We start from the raw sequence: 19,041 nt of genomic DNA on the forward strand, positions 1-19,041 counted from the left end.
TGTAGCGGCCCGGTATCACGTGCATAGGACAACGTTAGCGAGGCAAGAGAGTGATCTAGAGGCTGCGGGACATGGCCAAAGAACCGGACATCCAGGCGGTCGCCGACCGGGGCGAGGGCATCGGGGCCATGCAGCCCATGAAGATAGGGGAGGGCGGTTCACGATACCGTGAAGCCGTCGATCTCGCGCTCGAACTGACCGCCAAATCTGCCGCGTTCCGCAGCAGCCTGCCACCCGCCATGCGGATGGGGCTCGCCGACCTCGTCCGGGCGATGAACTGCTACTACAGCAACCTGATCGAGGGGCATGACACTCATCCCGTCGACATCGAACGGGCGCTGAAGAACGATTTCAGCGCCGACCCGGCCAAGCGTGACCTCCAGTTGGAAGCGACCGCGCACATCGCAGTCCAGGGCTGGATTGATGGGGGAGGGCTGGAGGGCCGCGCGACGAGCGTGGAGGGCCTGCGTGAGGTCCATCGGCGCTTCTGCGAGCATCTGCCCGAGTCGATGCTCTGGATCGAACCGGTCGACGGCGGCGAGCGCGTTCCGGTCGAGCCCGGTGCCTTGCGGACCCGCGATGTCCGGGTCGGGCAGCACATTGCGATTAGTCCCGGGGCCGTGCCGCGCTTCCTCGAGCACTTCGCCTGGGCGTATCAGAAGCGCGGCGCAACCGACGCCATCGTATTGCTGGCGGCCGCGCACCACCGGTTCGCTTGGATCCATCCGTTTCTCGACGGCAACGGTCGGGTCGCCCGCCTCATGTCGCATGCCATGCTGCTCGATGCGTTCGACACGGGCGGCGTGTGGTCGATCGCGCGCGGCCTCGGCCGCAACGTGCAGGCCTACAAGCGACACCTTGCCGCCTGCGACCTGGCCCGCCGCAACGACCTCGATGGCAGGGGCACGCTGAGCGAGGAGGAGCTGGCGAGCTTCACAACCTTCTTCCTCAAAACCTGTATCGACCAGGTCGACTTCATGGCCGGCTTGGTCGAGCCCGAGCAGCTGCGCAGTCGCATCCGGCGCTGGGCGGCCGAAGAGACGGATCGGGGAAGGCTGCCGGCCAAGGCCATCCAGGTGATCGACGCAGCGTTGTACCGAGGCGAGCTCCCGCGTGGCGAGGTGGAGAGCATCGTCGGCACCGGCGAACGCCAGGCGCGCCGGGTCACCTCGGCGCTGACGAGCCTCGGCGTGCTGACGGCCGACAGCTCCCGGGCACCTCTCCAGATCGCCTTTCCAGCCAAGCTGGCGGGGAACTGGATGCCGGGGTTGTTTCCGGACGCGGGAAGCCGGCGTTAGCCGCCCGAGCGATCGGCGGTGTGGCGCAAGGCGTAAGGTGATATGGTCCTGGGACCGCGCCAGTGCGGACCAACGTATGGAGGCAGCCTTTCCGTTCTTTAGCCGCACCGACTTTCAAGGTCAGCCCAGCAGCCGCGCCTACCGGCCCTACAAGGCGTTCGAGGCCGTTCTCGACCGTCTTCTCGGCGAGCAGGTGAGAGCGGACGGCGCGTGCGGCGTCGACCTCTGGTGCGCGCTCACCAACACTCGTTGGTTCGGGCCGGATGGAGTGGAGGTCTCCTACGGCTTTCGGCGGGCCGGTCATGCCGTGGCTTGGGTGCGCGAGGAGGGGGACGACCTCACCTGGTATTGCAGCGGCGAGCCGGGGCAGGTCGCGCAGTGGATTGAGGAGGTGCTCGCGGGAGCTGGATGGTCGTGGAGGCGCTTGGAGCCGGACGCCGCAGACACCCGTGAGGTGCCCGACGACAGTCAGCGCCTGCCATAGAGTTCGGGATGCTGCTCGACGAACGAACGGCGGACCTCACGCAGCCGAACGGCTTCCGGTGTTCTCGCTTCCCAGGCAGCCACGGCATGCAGCAGATCATCGTCGCGGCCGAGCACCGCGTCCGCATGGTTGACGATTACGATATTGGGCGTCGCCTCTGGACGGATCGTTAGCAGCCGGTTCATCGCTTCGTCTTCGCTGCCCGGCCCGATCCGGTCCGCGACGACTGCTAGTGCCAGTCCGGCAGAGCGACCGACACCGCGATAGCAGTGGATGACCGGGGAGCCGGCCTCGTGTTCACGCGAAGGTGAGGGCAGTGGCTACCTGATCTTGGCTTGCCACGCGGATGCAGCCATTGTTCCGGTCGACGTTTTCAAAATCGAGCACCAGGTGCAGCGGGTGCGGCTTCCCATAGAAGCGTAGCTGGTCGGAGCGACGGCAGCCGGGACCTGATTGCGAGAACGCCGATTGGGGGTGTGAGCGCCTCGAAACAGCTAGCTACGAAGTGCCCATGGTGACACTCTGCCCAGCGGCAAAGTGTCGCAGCTGACAGAAACGTCGCCGGCCGGCCCGGATGGGATTCACACGATTCGCGTTTCGTGCTTCTCCTGTTCCCATGATCCAGGGTGACTTGTTCTCCGCATCCCCGGCAATCCCGCTGCAGCTTCCCTCCCAGCTACCCCTGGCTGAGGGTCTGCCGTCGATCATCGATGTCATTGCGCAGGTGTCGACCCGGCCGCGCTACGCCTTCATGGTCCTGAATCTGATCGCGCGTGCGGCAGGGCAGGGGGGCAAGGCAGGACCCTACGTCGTCCAGCAGGGGCGGGCCGTTCGGCTGCGCGACTGGTTGTGCGACGCGCTCGCTCCGATGGCAGCCCGCGATCCGAAGCGGGTGGCGCTGGCCGAGCAGGTGAGGGTGGAACTAGCAGAGCAGGGGCAACTGCCCGGAGACCCTGACGCAGCGTCACGATTAGTGGACCAGATAGTGCTGGAGCGGGTGCGCCGCTCCGGCCGGTGTAATGTCAGCCGGGCAGTGTCGGAGCTGGTCCGGGCAGGGCTGGTCCGGCGCCACTATGAGGGCTGGCGCGTGGATCACCACAATCGGGGCGCCCGGCGTGAGGCGGTGTACACGCTGTTGCCTGATACGATGCGTGCATTAGGCAAGGCGTAGAGCTGTATCCGTGCTGGCAATGACAAACCGCAGTCTTCCAATTAACTTATCCTGAATCACGGTCGTATGGCGAGGTGACGCACTTGAGTTTGCCCGTGGCTAGCAGTACCAGTGCGGGACCCGCTGGCAGGGATTGCTTGCCAGGCCAGGAGCCGCTTGAGCGTACGCGCTCGGCGGCTCCTGCTTATCATCTAAGACCGGGCAGTCTCCGCGAGCACACGCAGCCGTCGATCGTTGACATACGAGGGCATGTGCATATATTGTGCATTAATCCAGCGGAGACGCGTTATGGCTACCGCCTTCCTAGTTGACGAGCAACGCGCGACGCGGCTTGCTTCCGGCTTCGTTGCAAGCCTGCAGGAGCCGAAGACCCCTTATATCTCACCCAAGCGCGTCGCGCATGTGTTGGGCGTCCAACTGTCCCGGCTAGCGGAGATCGCCGGCGTCCACCGCAACACGCTCTCCAATCCCGCGTCGGAGCGGCTTCAGGATCGGTTACGGGACATGGTGCGCGTGATCGTGGCTGCAAGCGAGCTGACAGGTGACATCGAGCAGGCGGTCTACTGGTTCAGGAACGAACCGATTGTAACGCTCAAGCGCCAAACGGCTGCCGAGCTTGTTGCCGCAGGGCACAGCGACGCGGTCATGACTCATTTGTCCGAACTGGTTGACGGCGCGAACGGGTAGTCGTGCTCCACATCGCGACCGGCTCCAGGCATTTCTATCGCTGTCTTACGCCGAAATGGGCCTATCTGCCGCTCAGTGGCGCTGGAGCCGCAGGCGCAGGCGGCAGGTTCAATCGCCCTGGGGTCGAAGCCCTGTACCTTTCGGCCGAGCCGGAGACCGCGCTAGCCGAGTACAAGCAAGGCTCCAGCCTGCCACGCCCGGCAACCCTTGCCGCCTATGAGCTAGATCTACACGACGTCGTCGACCTGTCGGCCGGCTACGATTCGGATTATTGGACGCCTCATTGGGCAGATTGGGACTGCGATTGGCGCTGGATCGCGAGGGTTGAGCACAAGGTGCCACCGTCGTGGAAACTTGGCGATGAGGCGATCCGGTCGGGTACTGCGGGTCTGCTGTTTCCGTCAACCCATCAGCCCGGTGGCACAAGCCTCGTGATCTTCAGCGCCAACCTGACCGCTGCTGATCGGCTTGCGGTGCACGACCCTGACGCTATGCTGCCGAGAGATCAGCGCTCGTGGGACCCGTAGAGGCGAGCTGCTCCGAGTTGAGAGGGCAATTAACGCAAAAGCTACGGCGGCAACGAAGTTCGATAACATAGATTATGTAAAATTGCGAGGCTGTTTCTTCGTAAAGGGGGGTCTGCTGGACCGCAGCAAGCTATGTACTCGGCGCGATTGGCTCGAGCGCTCGAAGCCATGCGATGAACTAGAGAACAGCGAAAGCGCACTACGGTTCGACCGCGAGACTCGCCGCAGAGCGCTGATCAGGCCGCCGGGATTGCGCGGCCATTTACAATGTGATTTTGCAAATGAGGGGACGGGCACCTGACGATACTGCCGGCAACATGCTTGGCCGGTGGAGCGGCGTGGCAAGCGGACCCTCGACGCGGAAGAGCGGGACACATGACGATGATCGATCTCGACACGCTGCGGCGTGAAATCCGCGCGCTCGACTTTGTGCGAGGCAGTCTCGCCGAGGATGCGATGTGGCGCGAGGACGACAAGGATGCCCGCGCTAATCTCGCGATCGAGGGCATGGCGCTGACGCCTGGGGATGAGGCGCTATTCGACCTGATGCGCGACGAACGTGTGCCCCCTGCCCTCTGTTCGCAAATTCTCCTCAGGCTGTTCGGCCATCCCGATGCCGATTCAGCGCTGGCCATCACGCCCACCGATGCGACCAGCTGACGCCGACACGATTCGGGCCGGTTTAGGATGCTGATCGGGCATAGTCCTGATGGCGAGCGGTAGCTGGTTCAAGGGAGATCTTCGGCGTCGTCAAGGTCGTAATCGACGTGCGGTTCCTGCTCACCGGCCTGATCCTGTCTGCGACATAACCGAAGCTAGGATGGTCGTCGAAAGCACGAAGATCGGCAGGTCGACCCTATCGATGGCCAGCAACTCAGCCTAGAAACACCAATCTTCGTGCTTTCGACGACCATTGGTGTGCCACGTGGCACATCCATCTTTCGAGGAGTCTTGTCCGAGGAGGAGACAGCCCCTATCAGGTCAAGACATGCGGCATCCACTGGATTGTCCGTTTCCCGCGTAGGGAACTAGCACCGGGGCCGCCCTACAAGGCGGCCCTCGGTTTTCCTGACTAGCCTGTTCCTTCAAATGCAGCAGAAGATGCAGTAGGATGCGAGCAACATGGTCGTCCCCGCTGTTGCCTTTGGCATCAAGGGGCGGCTTTCCTAGCGCTGTTCGTAGGTCTTGCGACCTGGCGGCCCCTACCGCCGAAATCAGCCGATCGCCTTGAACACACCGTCAACGAAGCTACCCCGCTCAACTTTTCCGTTCAGCTTGCGGATCATCACATCGGGATTGTCGCTCTCGAGCCAATAGAGCGGCACGTTCTTCTTCACTGAAGCCGGACGCCGGCCTTCGCCAATCGCTCTGTCACTCGCTCGAGCGCTTGGGTGCTGGCTTTTACACTGTGCTGGACTAACGCTTCGGAAGGCGCAGGCGCTCTCACCGTTACGCTGCCGAACCGCGTTTTACTGGTTTTCACCTTCTTAGCGCCGGGCTGAATGATCCTATCGGTCATCGTCATATCCTGCCCTCGCAGCTGCCTTAGATTGTCCCCCTAAACATAACGCTTGTGGCGTCTTTCGGTTAGGGCCGGCTTCTAAATCGCCGACGATAGCGACGAACTGCCCGCAAGGCTCTCGGCATCGGGAGCTGATCCTATCTGCTTATGTGCACTCCAGCCTCCCCGCGCCTGGATGCTAGCTCTGTGGGGACGTCGCGACGCTCGATAGATCGATCATCGGATCGATTGGCACCCCGGATTCCTTGCGCTCGGAATAGCGATCGACGAGCTGGGCGGTATGCGGCCGCAACAGCACTGTGAAGCGGACCAACTCCTCCATCACGTCCACGATCCGGTCGTAATAGCTCGACGGCTTCATCCGTCCGGCTTCATCGAACTCGTTGAACGCCTTGGCGACGCTCGACTGGTTCGGGATCGTCACCATCCGCATCCAGCGGCCCAGCACGCGCAGCGTGTTGACGCTGTTGAACGACTGCGATCCGGCCGACACCTGCATGACCGCGAGCGTTCGCCCCTGCGTCGGGCGCATCCCGCCCATCGACAGCGGCAAATGGTCGATCTGCAACTTCATGATGCCGGTGATCTGACCGTGGCGTTCCGGGCTGCACCACACCTGACCCTCCGACCATAAAGACAGCTCGCGCAGCTCGTGGACGGCCGGATGGTCATCGCCGGCATGTTGGTCGGGCAGCGGCAGGGTCGACGGATCGAAGATGCGTGTCTCGCACCCGAAGAACCGGAGCAGGCGCGCCGCTTCCTCGACGGACAGCCGGGAGAAGGAGCGTTCGCGCAGCGAACCATAGAGCAGAAGGATACGCGGGGCGGGATCGAGCGGGCCAAGCCCCAATGCCGGCCGCTGGATGGCATAGGCGGGATCGAGCGCCGGCAGAATATCGGGTTCAGTGAGGGTGCGGAGCGGCATCAAGAGGCTTTCACTATCGTCATGCTCCGCGCGGGCCGAGCAGGATGACGCAGGTTCCGACAAGGCACAGGGCGGCACCGCCCACGTCCCATCGATCGGGCCGAACGCCTTCGACGCTCCATAGCCACAGCAATGACGCGCAGATGTAGATACCTCCATAGGCCGCATAGGCCCGGCCTGCCGCGTCGCTTTCCACCCGGGTCAGGAGCCATGCGAACAGGATCAGCGAGACAATACCGGGTGCCAGCCACACGGGCGACTTTCCCATGCGTAGCCAGGCCCAGAAGGCGAAGCATCCGGCGATCTCCGCGAGCGCCGCGCCGGTGTAGATCAGTGCCGTCATCCGATCGTTATCCTCAATGCCAGCGCCGCGAGCGTGATGAGCAGGACCGGCACGGTGAGCGTGACGCCCACCCGGAAGTAATAGCCCCATCCGATCCGAACGCCCTTCTGCCCGAGGACGTGGAGCCACAGCAGCGTCGCGAGCGAGCCGATCGGCGTCAGCTTGGGGCCGAGATCGCAGCCGATCACGTTGGCGTAGATCATCGCTTCCCTGATCGCGCCCGTGGCGTGGGTGGCATCGATCGACAGCGCGCCCACCAGCACGGTGGGCATGTTGTTCATCACCGACGACAGGACGGCCGCGATGACGCCTGTGCCCAGCGCCGCACCCCACACGCCGCCCTGCGCGGTGCGATCGAGCAGCGCCGCCAAATGATCGGTCAGGCCGGCGTTCCTCAAGCCGTAGACGACGAGATACATGCCGAGCGAGAAGATCACGACCTGCCAGGGCGCGCCGCGCAGCACCTTGCCGGTCTGGATCACATGGCCCCGCCCCGCGATCACCAACAGCAGGATCGCGCCGGCTGCGGCTACGGCGCTGACCGGCACGCCGAGCGGTTCGAGCAGGAAGAAACCGGCGAGCAGCAGCGCCAGCACGATCCATCCGGCGCGGAAGGTAGCGGTATCGCGGATCGCGTCACGCGGCGCGCGCAGCGCCCCCACGTCATAGTCTGCCGGTATGTCACGCCGGAAGAACAGCAGCAGCGCACCCAGTGTGGCGGCGATCGACACGAGGTCGACCGGCACCATCACGGCCGCGTATTCGCCGAACCCGATCTTGAAGAAATCGGCCGACACGATGTTGACGAGGTTCGAGACGACCAGCGGCAGGCTGGCGGTGTCGGCGATGAACCCGGCCGCCATGACGAACGCCAGCGTCGCCTTGTCCTTGAACCCCAGCGCCCGCAGCATGGCGATGACGATCGGCGTCAGGATAAGCGCCGCGCCGTCGTTGGCGAACAGCGCCGACACCGCCGCGCCGAGCAGCACGATCAGGACGAACAGCCGGCGACCATGCCCCCTGCCCCAGCGGGCGACGTGGAGGGCCGCCCATTCAAAGAATCCGGCTTCATCGAGCAGCAGGCTGATGACGATGATCGCGACGAACGCGGCGGTCGCGTTCCAGACGATGCCCCACACCACCGGCACGTCGGACAGCGTGACGACGCCCGCGAGCAGCGCCACGACGGCCCCGCCCATCGCACTCCACCCGATGCCGAGTCCCTTGGGTTGCCAGATGACGAGCGCGATCGTGGCGACGAAGATCAGGACGGCAAGGAGCATCAGGCGACGCGCTGGCCCGAAGCATCGACCACCTGCTCGCCGTCTTCCTTAGCGAACGCGCCGAGCTGCTCGTTCGGTAGCAGGTCGAGGACGGCTTCGGATGGTCGGCACAGCTTCACGCCGAGCGGCGACACGACCAGCGGCCGGTTGATAAGGATCGGATGCGCCATCATCGCGTCCACCAGCGCGTCATCGGACAGCGACGTGTCGCCCAGGCCCAGCTCCGCATAGGGCGTCCCCTTCTCGCGCAGCAGATCGCGGGGCGTCATGCCGGCGCGTTCGATCAGCTCGACCAGCAGCGCGCGTGCGGGCGGGGTTTTCAGATATTCGACCACATGCGGCTCGATGCCGGCATTGCGGATCATCGCCAGCGTGTTGCGCGACGTGCCGCACTCGGGGTTGTGGTAGATGATAATATCGACGACCACGGGACGTCCTTTCAGCAGCAGGGGGTGAGTTCGGCGACGAGCGGCGCGCACAGCTCCGCATTGCCGGCGCAGCAATCCTTGACGAGGAACAGCGTCAGCGCGCGCAGGCCGTCCAGATCGGCACGGTAGATGATCGAGCGGCTATGCCGTTCGGAGCGGACCAGGCCGGCGCGCGCGAGGATGCCGAGATGCGCCGACATGGTGTTCTGCGGCACGTCGAGCTGGCGGGCGATATCGCCCGCGGCCATGCCGTCCGGCTCGTGACGCACCAACAGGCGGAATACGTCGAGCCGCGTCCCTTGGGCGAGCGCACCCAGCGCCGCGATAGCCGATTCGTTTTCCATATATCCAGCATAGCGGATGTATGGCTTTGGTCTAGGGCACGTTGCTCCTCAACATAGCGGGAGATCTGCGCTGATAGCCTTACAATCGCAGGCCGAGGCGTAGACCAAGCCATACCAGGCCGAGATAGAGCAGGATGGTGAGAAGGCACCCCGCGCCCAGCGCCAGCCAGAATGGTACGTTGCGCCCGAGCAACGCGGGGATCAGCAGGAACATCGGCAACGATGGCAGCACGAACCAGAAAGTCGCCCCGGCGTGCGCGGCCATCAACGATCGATCCTGGGTGTCGCGCCACAACCATATCATTCCCAGCACGGAGACGAGCGGCAAAGATGCGACAAGCGCGCCGACCCCGGGACTGCGCTTGGCGATCTCCGAAACGGCCGCGATGATCGCGCCGGAGATCAGCGCCTTGATGACAACATAGAGCATAGCATGGTTGTGACCTTCGATCGTCGGGATGACTAGCGGTGAAGGTGTTGAGCATCTTCACAGGCTTGCGACGGCGCCTCGGTCTGAATTGTCGAATGTTCGATGCCGAACCTCTCATCAAGCGTCTTCGTCACGGCGACCCTGACGCTATCGGGATCGACGCCCTCGCCGAGCGTCACGTGGGCGGTGCAGTTGATCTCGTCCGAAGCCATCGACCAGACGTGCAGGTCGTGGACGCCGGCAACTCCTGGGATGGCGGCGATTGTCGAACGGATCTCCGGCAGCTTCAGCCCGCCTGGCACGCCTTCGAGCAGCACGTTGATCGTGCCCTTGAGCAGAACCCAGGTACGCGGCAGCACCCACAGGCCGATGCCGATGGCGATGACTGGATCGACCCACGTCCAGCCCGTGAACCGGATCGCGAGCGCACCAAGGATGACGCCGACCGAGCCGATCATGTCGGCCCATACTTCCAGATAGGCGCCTTTGACGTTGAAGCTTTCGTCCTTGCCAGCGGTCAGCAGACGCATCGATGCGAAGTTCACGACGAGGCCAATGACCGCGACGATCAACATGCCGGTCGACTGGATCGACTGCGGCTCGCGGAAGCGCTGGATCGCCTCGTATAGGATATACATGGCGACGACGAACAGCAGCACGGCGTTGAAGGTAGCGGCGAGGATTTCGAGCCGCTTGTAGCCGAACGTCCGCTTGTCGTCGGCCGCCTTCTTGCCGAGGTGGATCGCCATAAGCGCAATGACGAGGCCGGCGACATCGGTCATCATATGAGCGGCGTCGGACAACAGCGCGAGGCTGTTGAACACGAAGGCACCGACCACTTCCGCCACGAGATAGGTCGCCGTCAACGCCAGAGCCCATGAGAGCATTTTGGCGTTGGCGCCGGCGGTATGGTCGTGGCTGTGCCCGGCTTCGCCGTGATCGTGCGCCATTTATCGCGTACCCTTCTTCGCGGCTTGCCGTTCGGCGAGCCAGGTTTTCATCTTCACGATCTCGGCCTGTTGGGTCCGGATCACCTCTTCCGCCATCGCGCGCACCTTCGGATCGGTGCCGTTGGCAAGCTCGGCGCGCGCCATGTCGACCGCACCTTTATGGTGCTGGATCATGCCCCGAAGGAAGTCGGTATCAGGATCGCCGGTCGACGGCATCGCCATGCCGGGCGCGTTCGATCCGTGGATGGCATCGGTCGCACCGGACTCGTTCGATCCGAACTGGCCAGCCGGCTTGCCGCCGGAGCACGCAGACAGGGCAATCGCAGCGGCCAGAAAGGACCATCGCGCCGTGGTCATCGACATTTTCTTCTCCTTACGGAACGGATCGCGGCGTACATCGACGCCGCTCAAGGTCAGGCCGGTCACATCGCGATCTCCTCGATCAGCAGCAGTGCGAGAAAGCCGACGAAGAACATCGCGCTGATGAGCGGCGAGTCCGGTTTCTCGTGCGCCTCGACCAGCAGCTCCTCGGTGACGAGGTAGAGCAGCGCCATCAGGCCGAAGCTCAGGAAGCCGGTGATCCACACCGGCGACAGCAGCGCCACGGGCTGCGCGACGAGTGCGCCGATCGGCACCAGCAGCGCGAGCGCGCAGGTCAGGCCGATCGCCTTCATCTTGCGATACCGGCTCGTCAGATCGTTGGTGAGCGTCAGGGCCAGGAACAGCACTTCGAGCGTCAGCGCGACCGCCAGCAACGTGCCCGCCTTCTCGCCGGCGATGAAGGCCAGACCCAGAACCAGACCGTCAATGGCAAGATCGAGCCCGATCGCGGCGAGCAGCGCCACAGGGCCGTCAAATCGGCTTTCCGCCGCCTTGAGGCCCAGCATCACCGCGACGCCGATCGCACCGCCGATCAGCGTCGCCGTCGGCGATCCCCCGTGCATCACCAGCGGCAGGATTTCGGTTGCCGCCGCGGCGAACACCACGCCGGCCGCAAGGTGCTGCATGGCGGCGACCAGCCTCTCGCCGGGTGTGCGCCACCCGGCGAGAAGCGCGCCGATCATGATCGCGATCATGGGGATCAGGGAGAATTTAAGCGCTGCCATCGTCAGCGCTCCCCAGTGTCGATGATTGCGATCACGATGCGTTTTCTTTCATGCAGAGGACCGGACGTTTGCCCGGTGCCTCGATCTTGATCTGATTCCCGGCAAACGTCGCGCTTTCTGCATCACCGACATATTGGAGGCCCTGCATTGGAGCGGTCAGGACTGTCGGTGCCGCCTTAGCATCGCGCCGGAACTCGACCGTGAGCCCCTGATCCTTGAAGTCGACGACTAGCGTCCGATCATCGTCGCATCGGTACAGGTGGCGGCCCGGTGCCCCGCTCGACACCCCACTGTCACCGGCGTGAATTTCCTGCTCGGTTGGCAGCCCCTTTTGCGGCTGCTCGGAACAAGCAGACAGCACCAGCGCGAAGCTGGCGCTGGCAATCCGAATCCGACATGGCGTCATCTGTGCCTCCGGTTTTTTTGGCCCCCGTGACGCGGCGCCGCAGGGCGCGGCTTCACGCCCGGTTGCGTCGCCAGCCGCCGAAGTTGGCGGTCCAGACACCGATCGGATTGCACGAGACCGGCTTGAAGCTTCCGGCGCAGCAGCGCCGTCCACATGCCACTCAGGAAACCGTGGAAGCGCAGGCTATGCCGCAGGCGTGTGCCGACAGGATCGCGCTCCAGCTCGTAGATTTCCTCGAACAGCAAGAGCTTCGACACCCCCGCGGTCCAGGCAAAGACGACCGGTTTTTCAACACGGGTGATGTCGGCCGCTGTGGTGACGGGTTTCCCAAGCCCTCCGATGCGAAAACTGTACGTTGCCTCGCCACCCTCGATAGCCTCACCCGCGAGTTGGGTGAACGGCTTCCATTGCGGATGTCCGGCGAAGTCTGTGATGACCGACCATACCCGTAGCGGGGACGCCGCGAGGATCACAATATTCTCGATGGGCGTGCGGCCAACGGCATCAGCCGGACGCCCGCCACCGGGATCGATGGCGGCTTTACCGGCTTCATTCCCTGACATCGGCCGACTCCGGGTCGGACTGGAGGTCGATGATCTCCACCGCCTCCAGCGTCATCAGGCCGATACCTTTCAGATCGCGCAGGCTCGCTATGAAGGTTCGCAGCTTGGCGTCGTCGTCGACGATCTCGATCACCACCGATCGATCATTTTCAAGAATATGACGACGGTGCGTATGTGCCGATCGACCGATCCCGATCATCGCCTCGATTACTGTCGCACCACCGAGGCGGGCGTCGCGCGCCCGCTCGGCGATGAGTTCAAAGACCTTGCGATCACCGAAATAAGCGTTTTCGTCGGTATAGACCCGCAGGAGCTTCATCATGGTCATGTTGTTGCCTCCTCGGGTGCGCTTGTCGGTCGGTCGTCAGGCTCGGCCCGCTTGCCCGACGTCGCTCCCAGAACGACCTTGGCTATGGCGGGAAGTACCAGCAGGGTCAGGATGGTCGCGGCAACGAGACCGCCTATCACGGTGGTCGCGAGCGGCTTCTGCACTTCGGCGCCGGTGCCGTGCGCAAGCGCCATCGGCACGAAGCCGATGGCGGGCACGAACCCGGTCATGATGACCGCACGCATCTTGTCGGCCATGCCCTCGCGGATCGCCTGCGCCACCGGCATTCCGGCCTCGCTGCGTTCGCGGATCGCGGTCATCACCACGAGCCCGTTCAGCACCGCCACGCCGGCGAGACAGATGAACCCTACCGCTGCCGACACCGAGAAGCTGGTTCCGGTCAGCACCAGCGTGAAGACGCCCCCGGCGAGTCCCAGCGGCACCGCCAGGAACACCGACGCTGCCCTGCCGAATCCGCCAAGCGCCATGTAGAGCAGCCCGAAAATCGCTAGGAAGCAGAGCGGCACGACGATCGACAGCCGCCTAGAGGCGGCTGCCAGATTCTCGAACTGACCACCCCATTCGAGGTAGTATCCCGCCGGCAACTTGACCTGCGCGATCTTCGCCTGCGCTTCCGCTACGAATGATCCGGCATCGCGCCCGCCCAGGTTGACCTGGACGACGACGCGACGCTTGCCGTTCTCACGACTGATCTGGTTCAGTCCTTCCGTCAGTTGGATTTGCGCGACCTGTGCGAGCGGCACCTGTGCCCGTGGTCGTCCCTCGACTTCCGGCAGCAGCACCGGCAGCGAACGGATGTCGTCGAGGTTGGTGCGGGTTGCATCGGGGACGCGAACGGTGACATCGAACCGGCGATCGCCCTCGTATACCAATCCCGATTCACGCCCGCCGAGCCCCGCTGCGATCGTGTCCGACACATCGCGGACCGTGAGGCCAAGCCGGGCGATGGCCGCCCGGTCGAGCTTCACGTCGAGCGTCGGCGCGCCGCCTACCTGATCGGCCTTGACGCTGGCGGCGCCCGGGATGCCCTGCAGGACCCGGACCATCTCGTTCGCGGTCTGCGACATCTTGTCGAGATCATCGCCATAAAGCTTGATCGCAACGTCGCCGCGCACGCCTGCGATCAGCTCGTTGAAGCGGAGCTGGATCGGCTGGCTGACCTCGTAGAGGTTGCCGAGCAGACCGCCGGTCGCCTTCTGGATTTTGGCGATCACGTCAGCCTTGGTGGTGCCGTCAGCCCACTCCTCGCTCGGCTTCAAAATAACGAAACCGTCCGAAACATTGGGCGGCATCGGGTCGGTCGCAACTTCGGCGGTGCCGGTCTTTGAAAACATCAACTCGACTTCAGGGATCTTCGTAATCGCCTCTTCAACCTTGCGTTCCATGACAAGCGATTGTTCGAGGCTCACCGATGGAACGCGTGTCGATGCAAAGGCGAGGTTTTTTTCGTCGAGCTGGGGGATAAACTCCGAACCGAGCAGCCCGAACGCCGGGATCGCCGCGAGGAAGAACGCCAGACCACCGAGGATGAATGGCCACGGCTTCGCAATCGCCTTGTCGAGCAGCGGCAGGTAGCGTTCCTTGGACTTGCGGATCAGCCACACATCCTTCTCCGCGACCTTGCCCCGGATCAGGATGGCGACCAGCGCCGGCACTAGCGTGATCGCCAGGACGAACGCTGCTACCAGCGCCAGCATGATCGTGATCGCCATCGGCGAGAACGTCTTGCCTTCGGTGCCTGTAAACGTCAGCAGCGGCGCGAACGCGAGCAGGATGATTGCCTGACCGAAAACGGTCGGCTTGATCATCTCCTGCGCGGCCCGCATCGTCTCCTCGAGCCTCTCCCTCAGCGCCAGCAGCCGACCTTCATGTTCCTGTCGATGCGCCAGCCTGGCGAGGCAGTTCTCGATGATGATCACCGCACCATCGACGATCAGACCGAAGTCGAGCGCCCCCAGACTCATGAGGTTGCCGGGGACGTTGAAGGCGTTCATCCCCATCGCCATCATCAGGAACGAGAACGGGATCACCAGCACCGCGATCACCGCGGCGCGCCAGTTGCCGAGCAGCAGGAACAGCGCCGCGGCCACCAGGATGGCGCCTTCGGTAAGGTTGCGCTGGACCGTCGCCACCGTGGCGCCGACGAGCTTTGCGCGATTGAGGACGACCTTGACCTGAATGCCGGGCGGCAGCGTCTTCGCCACCTGATCCAGCTTGGTCGACGCCTGTTCGGCGACGATGCGGCTGTTCTGGCCGATCAGCATCAGCACCGTGCCGATGACCGCTTCCTGGCCGTTCATGCTTCCACCGCCGGTGCGCAGATCGCCACCAATGCGGACGTTGGCGATCTGGCCGATCGTGATCGGCGTGCCGCCCCGCGTCGCGGCGACGGCGTTGCGGATTTCGTCGACCGTCCGCACGCGAGAGTCGACGCGCACGAGATAGGCTTCGCCGCCCTTGTTGTAATAATTGGCACCGACCGCGAGGTTGGCGTTTTCGAGCGCCTGCCCCAGCTCGCTGTAGGAGATGCCGAAGCTCGCGAGCTTGGTCGGATCAGGCTCCACCACGAACGTTTTGGCAAACCCACCGATCGAGTCCACGCCGGCGACGCCGCTCACCGATTTGAGCTGCGGACTAATGATCCAGTCCTGCACGGTGCGCAGGTAGCCCGCCTTCTCCACGGGATCGGTGAGCCGCTCGCCTTCCGGCGTCAGATAACTGCCATCGGCTTGCCAGCCGGGTTGCCCCGCGACCTTCTTCGCGCCCTTCCCGTCCGGATTGGCGTAGCCGACCGTATACATGACGATCTCGCCGAGGCCGGTTGTGACCGGTCCGATTTGCGGCTGTACGCCGTCGGGCAGGTTCTCCATCGCCTGGCGCAGGCGTTCGCCGACCTGCTGGCGCGCAAAATAAAGGTCGGTACTGTCGGTGAAGATCGCGCTGACCTGGCTGAAACCATTGCGTGAGATGGAGCGTGTCGTCTCCAGCCCCGGAATGCCGGCGAGCGAGATTTCGACCGGATAAGTGACGAGCTTCTCGATTTCGACCGGCGACAGCCGCGGATCGACCGTGTTGATCTGGACCTGCTTGGTGGTGATGTCGGGCACCGCGTCGATCGGCAGCTTGGTAAGCTGCCATACGCCGAGTCCGGCGATGACGAGGAACAATGCGAGGACCGTCCAGCGGGCGCGGACGGAGAGCGCCATGAGGTTGGCTATCATGGTCTATTCTTCCTCGCCCGCGCCCTTGCCGAGTTCGGCCTTGAGCAGGAATGCGTTCTTCGTGGCGACCTGGCTTCCGGCCGCGAGACCCTTCAGGATTTCGACGCGGCCATTGCTGCGCTGTCCGATCGTGATGGTCTGTGCGCGAAAGCCCTTCGCGGTCCGCACGAACACGATGTCGCGCCCTTCGAGCGTCTGAACCGCATCCTCCGGAACCACGATCGCATTGGAGGTGCCGCCACGGCTCGGCAGCAGCCGTACCCGCACCGCAAGACCCGGTTGCAGCGTACCCGTCACATCGAGGACCGCGGTCGCCGAGCGCGTGTCGTTGGCAAGGCCCGGGGTGACGGCGCGCACCCGCGCCTCGACCGTCCGTCCGTCGGGCAACTCGATGATCGCCCGGTCGCCCGGCGCGAGCCGCTGTGCATCGGTCGGACCGACCGCCGCCTCAACCTGGATCTTCGACGCATCGGCAACACGCATCAGTTCGGTCTCGGGCTGGACGAAGGCGCCCAGGCTGACATTCTCCGAGGTGACGCGGCCCGAAATCGGGCTCGACACGAGCACGCCGCGCCCATCGGACGTGATCCTAGCGGCCCCAGCCGCGACGCTCGCGCGCCGCGCTTCGGCCGCAGCCGACGCGGCTTCCGCCTGTGCCTGCTCCAGCTCGACACGCGCCGACACTTTCTGGCGATAGAGATAGCTTTCGCGCGCGAGCGCCTTCTGCGCCAGCGTCGACTTTGCAGCCGCGGCGCTGCGATCGGCCGCGATCTGGGCTGCGTCGCGGCTCTCCACGATCGCCAGCGTCTCGCCGGCGCGCACCGGATCACCGAGCCGCTTCATCAGCCGCGTCACCGCTCCTGCGGCGCGGGCGTTGACGATCGCCTCGCCCTGCGGCGATGCGCTGACGGTCGCCTGCGCGACGATCTCCGCGCCGAGCCCGCCGGGATTGATCGTCTCTGTCGCAATCCCGGCTTGCTCGACCGCCTGCGCCGTCATCGCCACCGTGTCGGGAGCCTTCTCCTCCGGTGTGGGGGCAGCGGCATTACCGTTTGCCGCTTCCGTCGTGGCGGGTTTGTCTGCGGTGCAGCGCGCAACGCCGAAGCCGCCGAGTGCGGCGACCAGTGCAACGGCCGCGGCACCACCTAACAGGCGCTTGTCCTGGATCATCGATCATCTCCGGAAATGGTGGGTGCCGGCGTAGTGAGCCGGTCGAGCCGCGCCTGCGCGTCGTGATACGCGGCGAGCGCATCGACGTAGGTCTGGCGGGTCTGTGAAAGCGTGCGCTCGGCATCGAGTAGCGCGATCTGATCGAATTTGCCCTGGCTCCAGCCGATCCGCGCGATGCGGGCGGCTTCCTGTGCCGCGGCCAGGCCAGGACCACCCGCCGCCCGTGCCGTCGCGGCAGCATTCGCCACTTCGGTCTGCGCGCTGGCGATCTGTTGACGCGTATCGACGATCGCCAGGCTGCGCAGCGCCAGCGCCTGGGTCTGTTCGGCCTGCGACTGGGCGACGAAAGCGTTACCGTTGTTGAACAGCGGGATCGGGATCGACAGGCCGACCACGGCTGCGGTGTCGTTGGTCGCAGCCAGTCGCCGGGCGAACGCGCTGACTGTCAGGTCCGGAACCCGCAACGACCGCGCTACGCGAACCTGTGCATCTGCGGTGCGGACGTCGGCCTGTGCGGCAACGAGCGCCAGCGTCCCTTCGACATCGAGGGGGCGCGGCGGTCCATAGCCATCGATCCGCTCGAACCACGCGCGGTCGAGCGGTCCCGTTACGGGTGCATTGAGCAACGTCTCAAGATTGGCGCGCGCCGCCTGTGCCTGCCGGGTTGCGCTATCGGCCGCCACCTGTGCATTGATGCGCAGCACATCGGCGCGCTGCTGCTCGATCGGGCCGACGTCGCCAGCCTTCACGCGCTCACTCGACACACGGAAGGCGTTATTGGCGATCCCCGCCTGCTCGGCGAGCACTTCCGAACGACGCTCGGCCGCAGCCGCTTCGATGTATAGCTGGGTCACTCGCAGGCGCAGATCGGCCCGCGCGATCTCGGCCTGAATCTGAGCGCGGGTCAGTCGGGCATTGGCCAAGGCGACACGTGCGGGGCGCTTGCCGCCCAGTTCCAGCGGGAGCGCCACGCCGACGGTCGTCTCCGAACTGCGCACGCCCCTGTAAGCACCGCTGCCGCCGATATTCTCTACCTGCGTCTGCAACTCGGGATTGGGGCGGAGCCCCGCGACCCGCCGCGCCGCGGTCGCGGCCGCGACGTTCGCGGTCGCCGCGCCGATCGAAGGCAGCGCTGTTTGCGTGCTGCCGCCAGAACCGGACGCCCCGCCGGTGGTGGTGCGTGTCGCCGGCGTACCGGCAGCCGAAGGCACACCGGCAGTGCCAAGGGCGGCGTCGAGCGAAAAGGCAGGCATCGCCTGTGACGACGTGGTCGCCGCCGGGATACCGGGCGGCGGTGATGTTTGCGCCTCGGCCGTACCGGCCAAGAACGCCGCGACCATGAAGGCCGCGATGGTACGATGCATCGATGATGTCTCCTGACGAACCTCGTTCGCCCCGGGCGGCAGCAGCCGGCGGGGTCAGCGGGTCGTCAGGCTTGCGGAGGCCTCAGCGCGGGATCGGCAGTCGACAGCGGACGCATCGATCGGCCCGCGGAGATGGGGGCAAGGCGAAGATCGCGCGTCAGGGCCGTGCTGGCGATCTTGACCGGTGCCGCGATATGATCGCCGTGGCACCCGCCATGATGGTGCGGATAGCCCTTGTCGCCGTCAGCGGGCACTTCGTCGGCGTCTCCGGGCGTATGACCCTCGGCAATTTGTTCGCCACGCGTCTCGGTCGTACTGATGCTGGCATCCGGCCGTTCCAGCGCGTGCGCCGTCGCCGTCGCTCCAAGGGAGCAGACGAGCACCAGGCAGGCAAGGATGTTCAGCAGGCGTCGCACGATATGATCCGTAGCAGTAATGCCGATGTGGGGATAGGCACGGCGATCGCGCGA

General features: G+C 64.7%; 24 protein-coding genes. 6 read left to right on the plus strand and 18 right to left on the minus strand.

Annotated features, from left to right (window positions below):
* Positions 1 to 71: 71 nt before the first annotated feature.
* Positions 72 to 1,298, plus strand: a complete 1,227-nt coding sequence (locus D9601_RS18350) for a Fic family protein (protein WP_116463043.1) — start codon at positions 72 to 74, stop codon at positions 1,296 to 1,298.
* Between the two features lie 76 nt (positions 1,299 to 1,374).
* Positions 1,375 to 1,782 carry a hypothetical protein gene (locus tag D9601_RS18355; RefSeq protein WP_115381509.1) on the plus strand — a complete coding sequence of 136 codons (408 nt, stop codon included), beginning with the start codon at positions 1,375 to 1,377 and terminating at the stop codon, positions 1,780 to 1,782.
* Here D9601_RS18355 and D9601_RS18360 read toward each other — a convergent pair.
* Complete coding sequence (locus D9601_RS18360; RefSeq protein ID WP_115381507.1) at positions 1,767 to 1,967, minus strand: hypothetical protein; 201 nt, start codon at positions 1,965 to 1,967, stop codon at positions 1,767 to 1,769. The genes D9601_RS18355 and D9601_RS18360 overlap by 16 nt on opposite strands.
* Before the next feature lie 431 nt (positions 1,968 to 2,398).
* Here D9601_RS18360 and D9601_RS18365 point away from each other — a divergent pair, with 431 nt between their 5' ends.
* The 4 genes from D9601_RS18365 to D9601_RS18380 all read left to right on the plus strand — a co-directional run bounded on the left by D9601_RS18365 (position 2,399) and on the right by D9601_RS18380 (position 4,827).
* The gene (locus tag D9601_RS18365) at positions 2,399 to 2,953 is read left to right on the plus strand and encodes a hypothetical protein (RefSeq protein ID WP_116463044.1); all 555 of its coding nucleotides are present in this window, start codon (positions 2,399 to 2,401) and stop codon (positions 2,951 to 2,953) included.
* Between the two features lie 288 nt (positions 2,954 to 3,241).
* Positions 3,242 to 3,640: a hypothetical protein gene (locus D9601_RS18370; RefSeq protein ID WP_116463045.1), complete on the plus strand. Its 399-nt coding sequence runs from the start codon at positions 3,242 to 3,244 to the stop codon at positions 3,638 to 3,640.
* A gap of 2 nt (positions 3,641 to 3,642) precedes the next feature.
* Positions 3,643 to 4,167: an RES family NAD+ phosphorylase gene (locus tag D9601_RS18375; RefSeq protein ID WP_116463046.1), complete on the plus strand. Its 525-nt coding sequence runs from the start codon at positions 3,643 to 3,645 to the stop codon at positions 4,165 to 4,167.
* A 375-nt stretch (positions 4,168 to 4,542) separates the two neighbouring features.
* On the plus strand, positions 4,543 to 4,827 hold the full coding sequence (locus tag D9601_RS18380) for a hypothetical protein (protein WP_198355533.1): 285 nt from the start codon (positions 4,543 to 4,545) through the stop codon (positions 4,825 to 4,827).
* Between the two features lie 554 nt (positions 4,828 to 5,381).
* Here the strand turns inward: D9601_RS18380 and D9601_RS20085 are convergent.
* The 17 genes from D9601_RS20085 to D9601_RS18460 all read right to left on the minus strand — a co-directional run bounded on the left by D9601_RS20085 (position 5,382) and on the right by D9601_RS18460 (position 18,987).
* Positions 5,382 to 5,504, minus strand: a complete 123-nt coding sequence (locus D9601_RS20085; RefSeq protein ID WP_269769695.1) for a hypothetical protein — start codon at positions 5,502 to 5,504, stop codon at positions 5,382 to 5,384.
* 363 nt (positions 5,505 to 5,867) lie between these two features.
* Entirely contained in the window at positions 5,868 to 6,614 is a 747-nt protein-coding gene (arsH, locus tag D9601_RS18385) for an arsenical resistance protein ArsH (protein WP_198355534.1), read from the minus strand.
* A 19-nt stretch (positions 6,615 to 6,633) separates the two neighbouring features.
* On the minus strand, positions 6,634 to 6,957 hold the full coding sequence (locus D9601_RS18390) for a YnfA family protein (RefSeq protein WP_125994346.1): 324 nt from the start codon (positions 6,955 to 6,957) through the stop codon (positions 6,634 to 6,636).
* Complete coding sequence (locus tag D9601_RS18395; protein ID WP_198355535.1) at positions 6,954 to 8,240, minus strand: arsenic transporter; 1,287 nt, start codon at positions 8,238 to 8,240, stop codon at positions 6,954 to 6,956. Before D9601_RS18395 ends, D9601_RS18390 begins: the two co-directional genes overlap by 4 nt.
* Positions 8,240 to 8,668, minus strand: a complete 429-nt coding sequence (gene arsC / locus D9601_RS18400; protein WP_198355536.1) for an arsenate reductase (glutaredoxin) — start codon at positions 8,666 to 8,668, stop codon at positions 8,240 to 8,242. Before arsC ends, D9601_RS18395 begins: the two co-directional genes overlap by 1 nt.
* Before the next feature lie 11 nt (positions 8,669 to 8,679).
* Positions 8,680 to 9,012: an ArsR/SmtB family transcription factor gene (locus tag D9601_RS18405; RefSeq protein WP_198355537.1), complete on the minus strand. Its 333-nt coding sequence runs from the start codon at positions 9,010 to 9,012 to the stop codon at positions 8,680 to 8,682.
* A 79-nt stretch (positions 9,013 to 9,091) separates the two neighbouring features.
* Positions 9,092 to 9,442: a DUF3147 family protein gene (locus tag D9601_RS18410; protein WP_198355538.1), complete on the minus strand. Its 351-nt coding sequence runs from the start codon at positions 9,440 to 9,442 to the stop codon at positions 9,092 to 9,094.
* 32 nt (positions 9,443 to 9,474) lie between these two features.
* Positions 9,475 to 10,392: a cation diffusion facilitator family transporter gene (locus tag D9601_RS18415; RefSeq protein ID WP_198355539.1), complete on the minus strand. Its 918-nt coding sequence runs from the start codon at positions 10,390 to 10,392 to the stop codon at positions 9,475 to 9,477.
* Complete coding sequence (copM, locus tag D9601_RS18420) at positions 10,393 to 10,818, minus strand: CopM family metallochaperone (RefSeq protein ID WP_332838052.1); 426 nt, start codon at positions 10,816 to 10,818, stop codon at positions 10,393 to 10,395.
* On the minus strand, positions 10,815 to 11,498 hold the full coding sequence (locus D9601_RS18425) for a ZIP family metal transporter (RefSeq protein WP_198355540.1): 684 nt from the start codon (positions 11,496 to 11,498) through the stop codon (positions 10,815 to 10,817). Before D9601_RS18425 ends, copM begins: the two co-directional genes overlap by 4 nt.
* A 31-nt stretch (positions 11,499 to 11,529) precedes the next feature.
* Positions 11,530 to 11,904, minus strand: a complete 375-nt coding sequence (locus D9601_RS18430) for a hypothetical protein (RefSeq protein WP_198355541.1) — start codon at positions 11,902 to 11,904, stop codon at positions 11,530 to 11,532.
* Positions 11,901 to 12,467, minus strand: a complete 567-nt coding sequence (locus D9601_RS18435) for an SRPBCC family protein (RefSeq protein ID WP_198355542.1) — start codon at positions 12,465 to 12,467, stop codon at positions 11,901 to 11,903. The genes D9601_RS18430 and D9601_RS18435 overlap by 4 nt, the downstream gene beginning before the upstream one ends.
* Positions 12,454 to 12,795 (minus strand): DUF190 domain-containing protein, encoded by a 342-nt coding sequence (locus tag D9601_RS18440; RefSeq protein WP_198355543.1) that lies wholly within the window; start codon positions 12,793 to 12,795, stop codon positions 12,454 to 12,456. Before D9601_RS18440 ends, D9601_RS18435 begins: the two co-directional genes overlap by 14 nt.
* Positions 12,792 to 16,037 carry an efflux RND transporter permease subunit gene (locus D9601_RS18445; RefSeq protein ID WP_198355544.1) on the minus strand — a complete coding sequence of 1,082 codons (3,246 nt, stop codon included), beginning with the start codon at positions 16,035 to 16,037 and terminating at the stop codon, positions 12,792 to 12,794. The genes D9601_RS18440 and D9601_RS18445 overlap by 4 nt, the downstream gene beginning before the upstream one ends.
* 3 nt (positions 16,038 to 16,040) lie before the next feature.
* Positions 16,041 to 17,207, minus strand: coding sequence for an efflux RND transporter periplasmic adaptor subunit (locus tag D9601_RS18450; protein WP_198355545.1), 1,167 nt, complete (start codon positions 17,205 to 17,207; stop codon positions 16,041 to 16,043).
* Positions 17,204 to 18,571, minus strand: a complete 1,368-nt coding sequence (locus D9601_RS18455; RefSeq protein ID WP_198355546.1) for a TolC family protein — start codon at positions 18,569 to 18,571, stop codon at positions 17,204 to 17,206. Before D9601_RS18455 ends, D9601_RS18450 begins: the two co-directional genes overlap by 4 nt.
* Positions 18,572 to 18,636: 65 nt before the next feature.
* Positions 18,637 to 18,987, minus strand: coding sequence for a hypothetical protein (locus D9601_RS18460; RefSeq protein WP_198355547.1), 351 nt, complete (start codon positions 18,985 to 18,987; stop codon positions 18,637 to 18,639).
* Between the last annotated feature and the right edge of the window lie 54 nt (positions 18,988 to 19,041).

Source organism: Sphingomonas sp. MA1305 (assembly GCF_016107325.1).
GTDB lineage: Bacteria > Pseudomonadota > Alphaproteobacteria > Sphingomonadales > Sphingomonadaceae > Sphingomonas.

Coding starts and splice junctions, on each gene's coding strand:
- D9601_RS18365 (WP_116463044.1), top strand. CDS start 2,399: ATGATCCAGGGTGACTTGTTCTCCGCATCCCCGGCAATCCCGCTGCAG.
- D9601_RS18390 (WP_125994346.1), bottom strand. CDS start 6,957: ATGACGGCACTGATCTACACCGGCGCGGCGCTCGCGGAGATCGCCGGA.
- D9601_RS18405 (WP_198355537.1), bottom strand. CDS start 9,012: ATGGAAAACGAATCGGCTATCGCGGCGCTGGGTGCGCTCGCCCAAGGG.
- D9601_RS18445 (WP_198355544.1), bottom strand. CDS start 16,037: ATGATAGCCAACCTCATGGCGCTCTCCGTCCGCGCCCGCTGGACGGTC.
- D9601_RS18350 (WP_116463043.1), top strand. CDS start 72: ATGGCCAAAGAACCGGACATCCAGGCGGTCGCCGACCGGGGCGAGGGC.
- D9601_RS18450 (WP_198355545.1), bottom strand. CDS start 17,207: ATGATCCAGGACAAGCGCCTGTTAGGTGGTGCCGCGGCCGTTGCACTG.
- D9601_RS18430 (WP_198355541.1), bottom strand. CDS start 11,904: ATGACGCCATGTCGGATTCGGATTGCCAGCGCCAGCTTCGCGCTGGTG.
- D9601_RS18380 (WP_198355533.1), top strand. CDS start 4,543: ATGACGATGATCGATCTCGACACGCTGCGGCGTGAAATCCGCGCGCTC.
- D9601_RS18355 (WP_115381509.1), top strand. CDS start 1,375: ATGGAGGCAGCCTTTCCGTTCTTTAGCCGCACCGACTTTCAAGGTCAG.
- D9601_RS18455 (WP_198355546.1), bottom strand. CDS start 18,571: ATGCATCGTACCATCGCGGCCTTCATGGTCGCGGCGTTCTTGGCCGGT.
- D9601_RS18395 (WP_198355535.1), bottom strand. CDS start 8,240: ATGCTCCTTGCCGTCCTGATCTTCGTCGCCACGATCGCGCTCGTCATC.
- arsH (WP_198355534.1), bottom strand. CDS start 6,614: ATGCCGCTCCGCACCCTCACTGAACCCGATATTCTGCCGGCGCTCGAT.
- D9601_RS18415 (WP_198355539.1), bottom strand. CDS start 10,392: ATGGCGCACGATCACGGCGAAGCCGGGCACAGCCACGACCATACCGCC.
- D9601_RS18370 (WP_116463045.1), top strand. CDS start 3,242: ATGGCTACCGCCTTCCTAGTTGACGAGCAACGCGCGACGCGGCTTGCT.
- D9601_RS18410 (WP_198355538.1), bottom strand. CDS start 9,442: ATGCTCTATGTTGTCATCAAGGCGCTGATCTCCGGCGCGATCATCGCG.
- D9601_RS18440 (WP_198355543.1), bottom strand. CDS start 12,795: ATGACCATGATGAAGCTCCTGCGGGTCTATACCGACGAAAACGCTTAT.
- D9601_RS18360 (WP_115381507.1), bottom strand. CDS start 1,967: ATGAACCGGCTGCTAACGATCCGTCCAGAGGCGACGCCCAATATCGTA.
- D9601_RS18435 (WP_198355542.1), bottom strand. CDS start 12,467: ATGTCAGGGAATGAAGCCGGTAAAGCCGCCATCGATCCCGGTGGCGGG.
- D9601_RS18425 (WP_198355540.1), bottom strand. CDS start 11,498: ATGGCAGCGCTTAAATTCTCCCTGATCCCCATGATCGCGATCATGATC.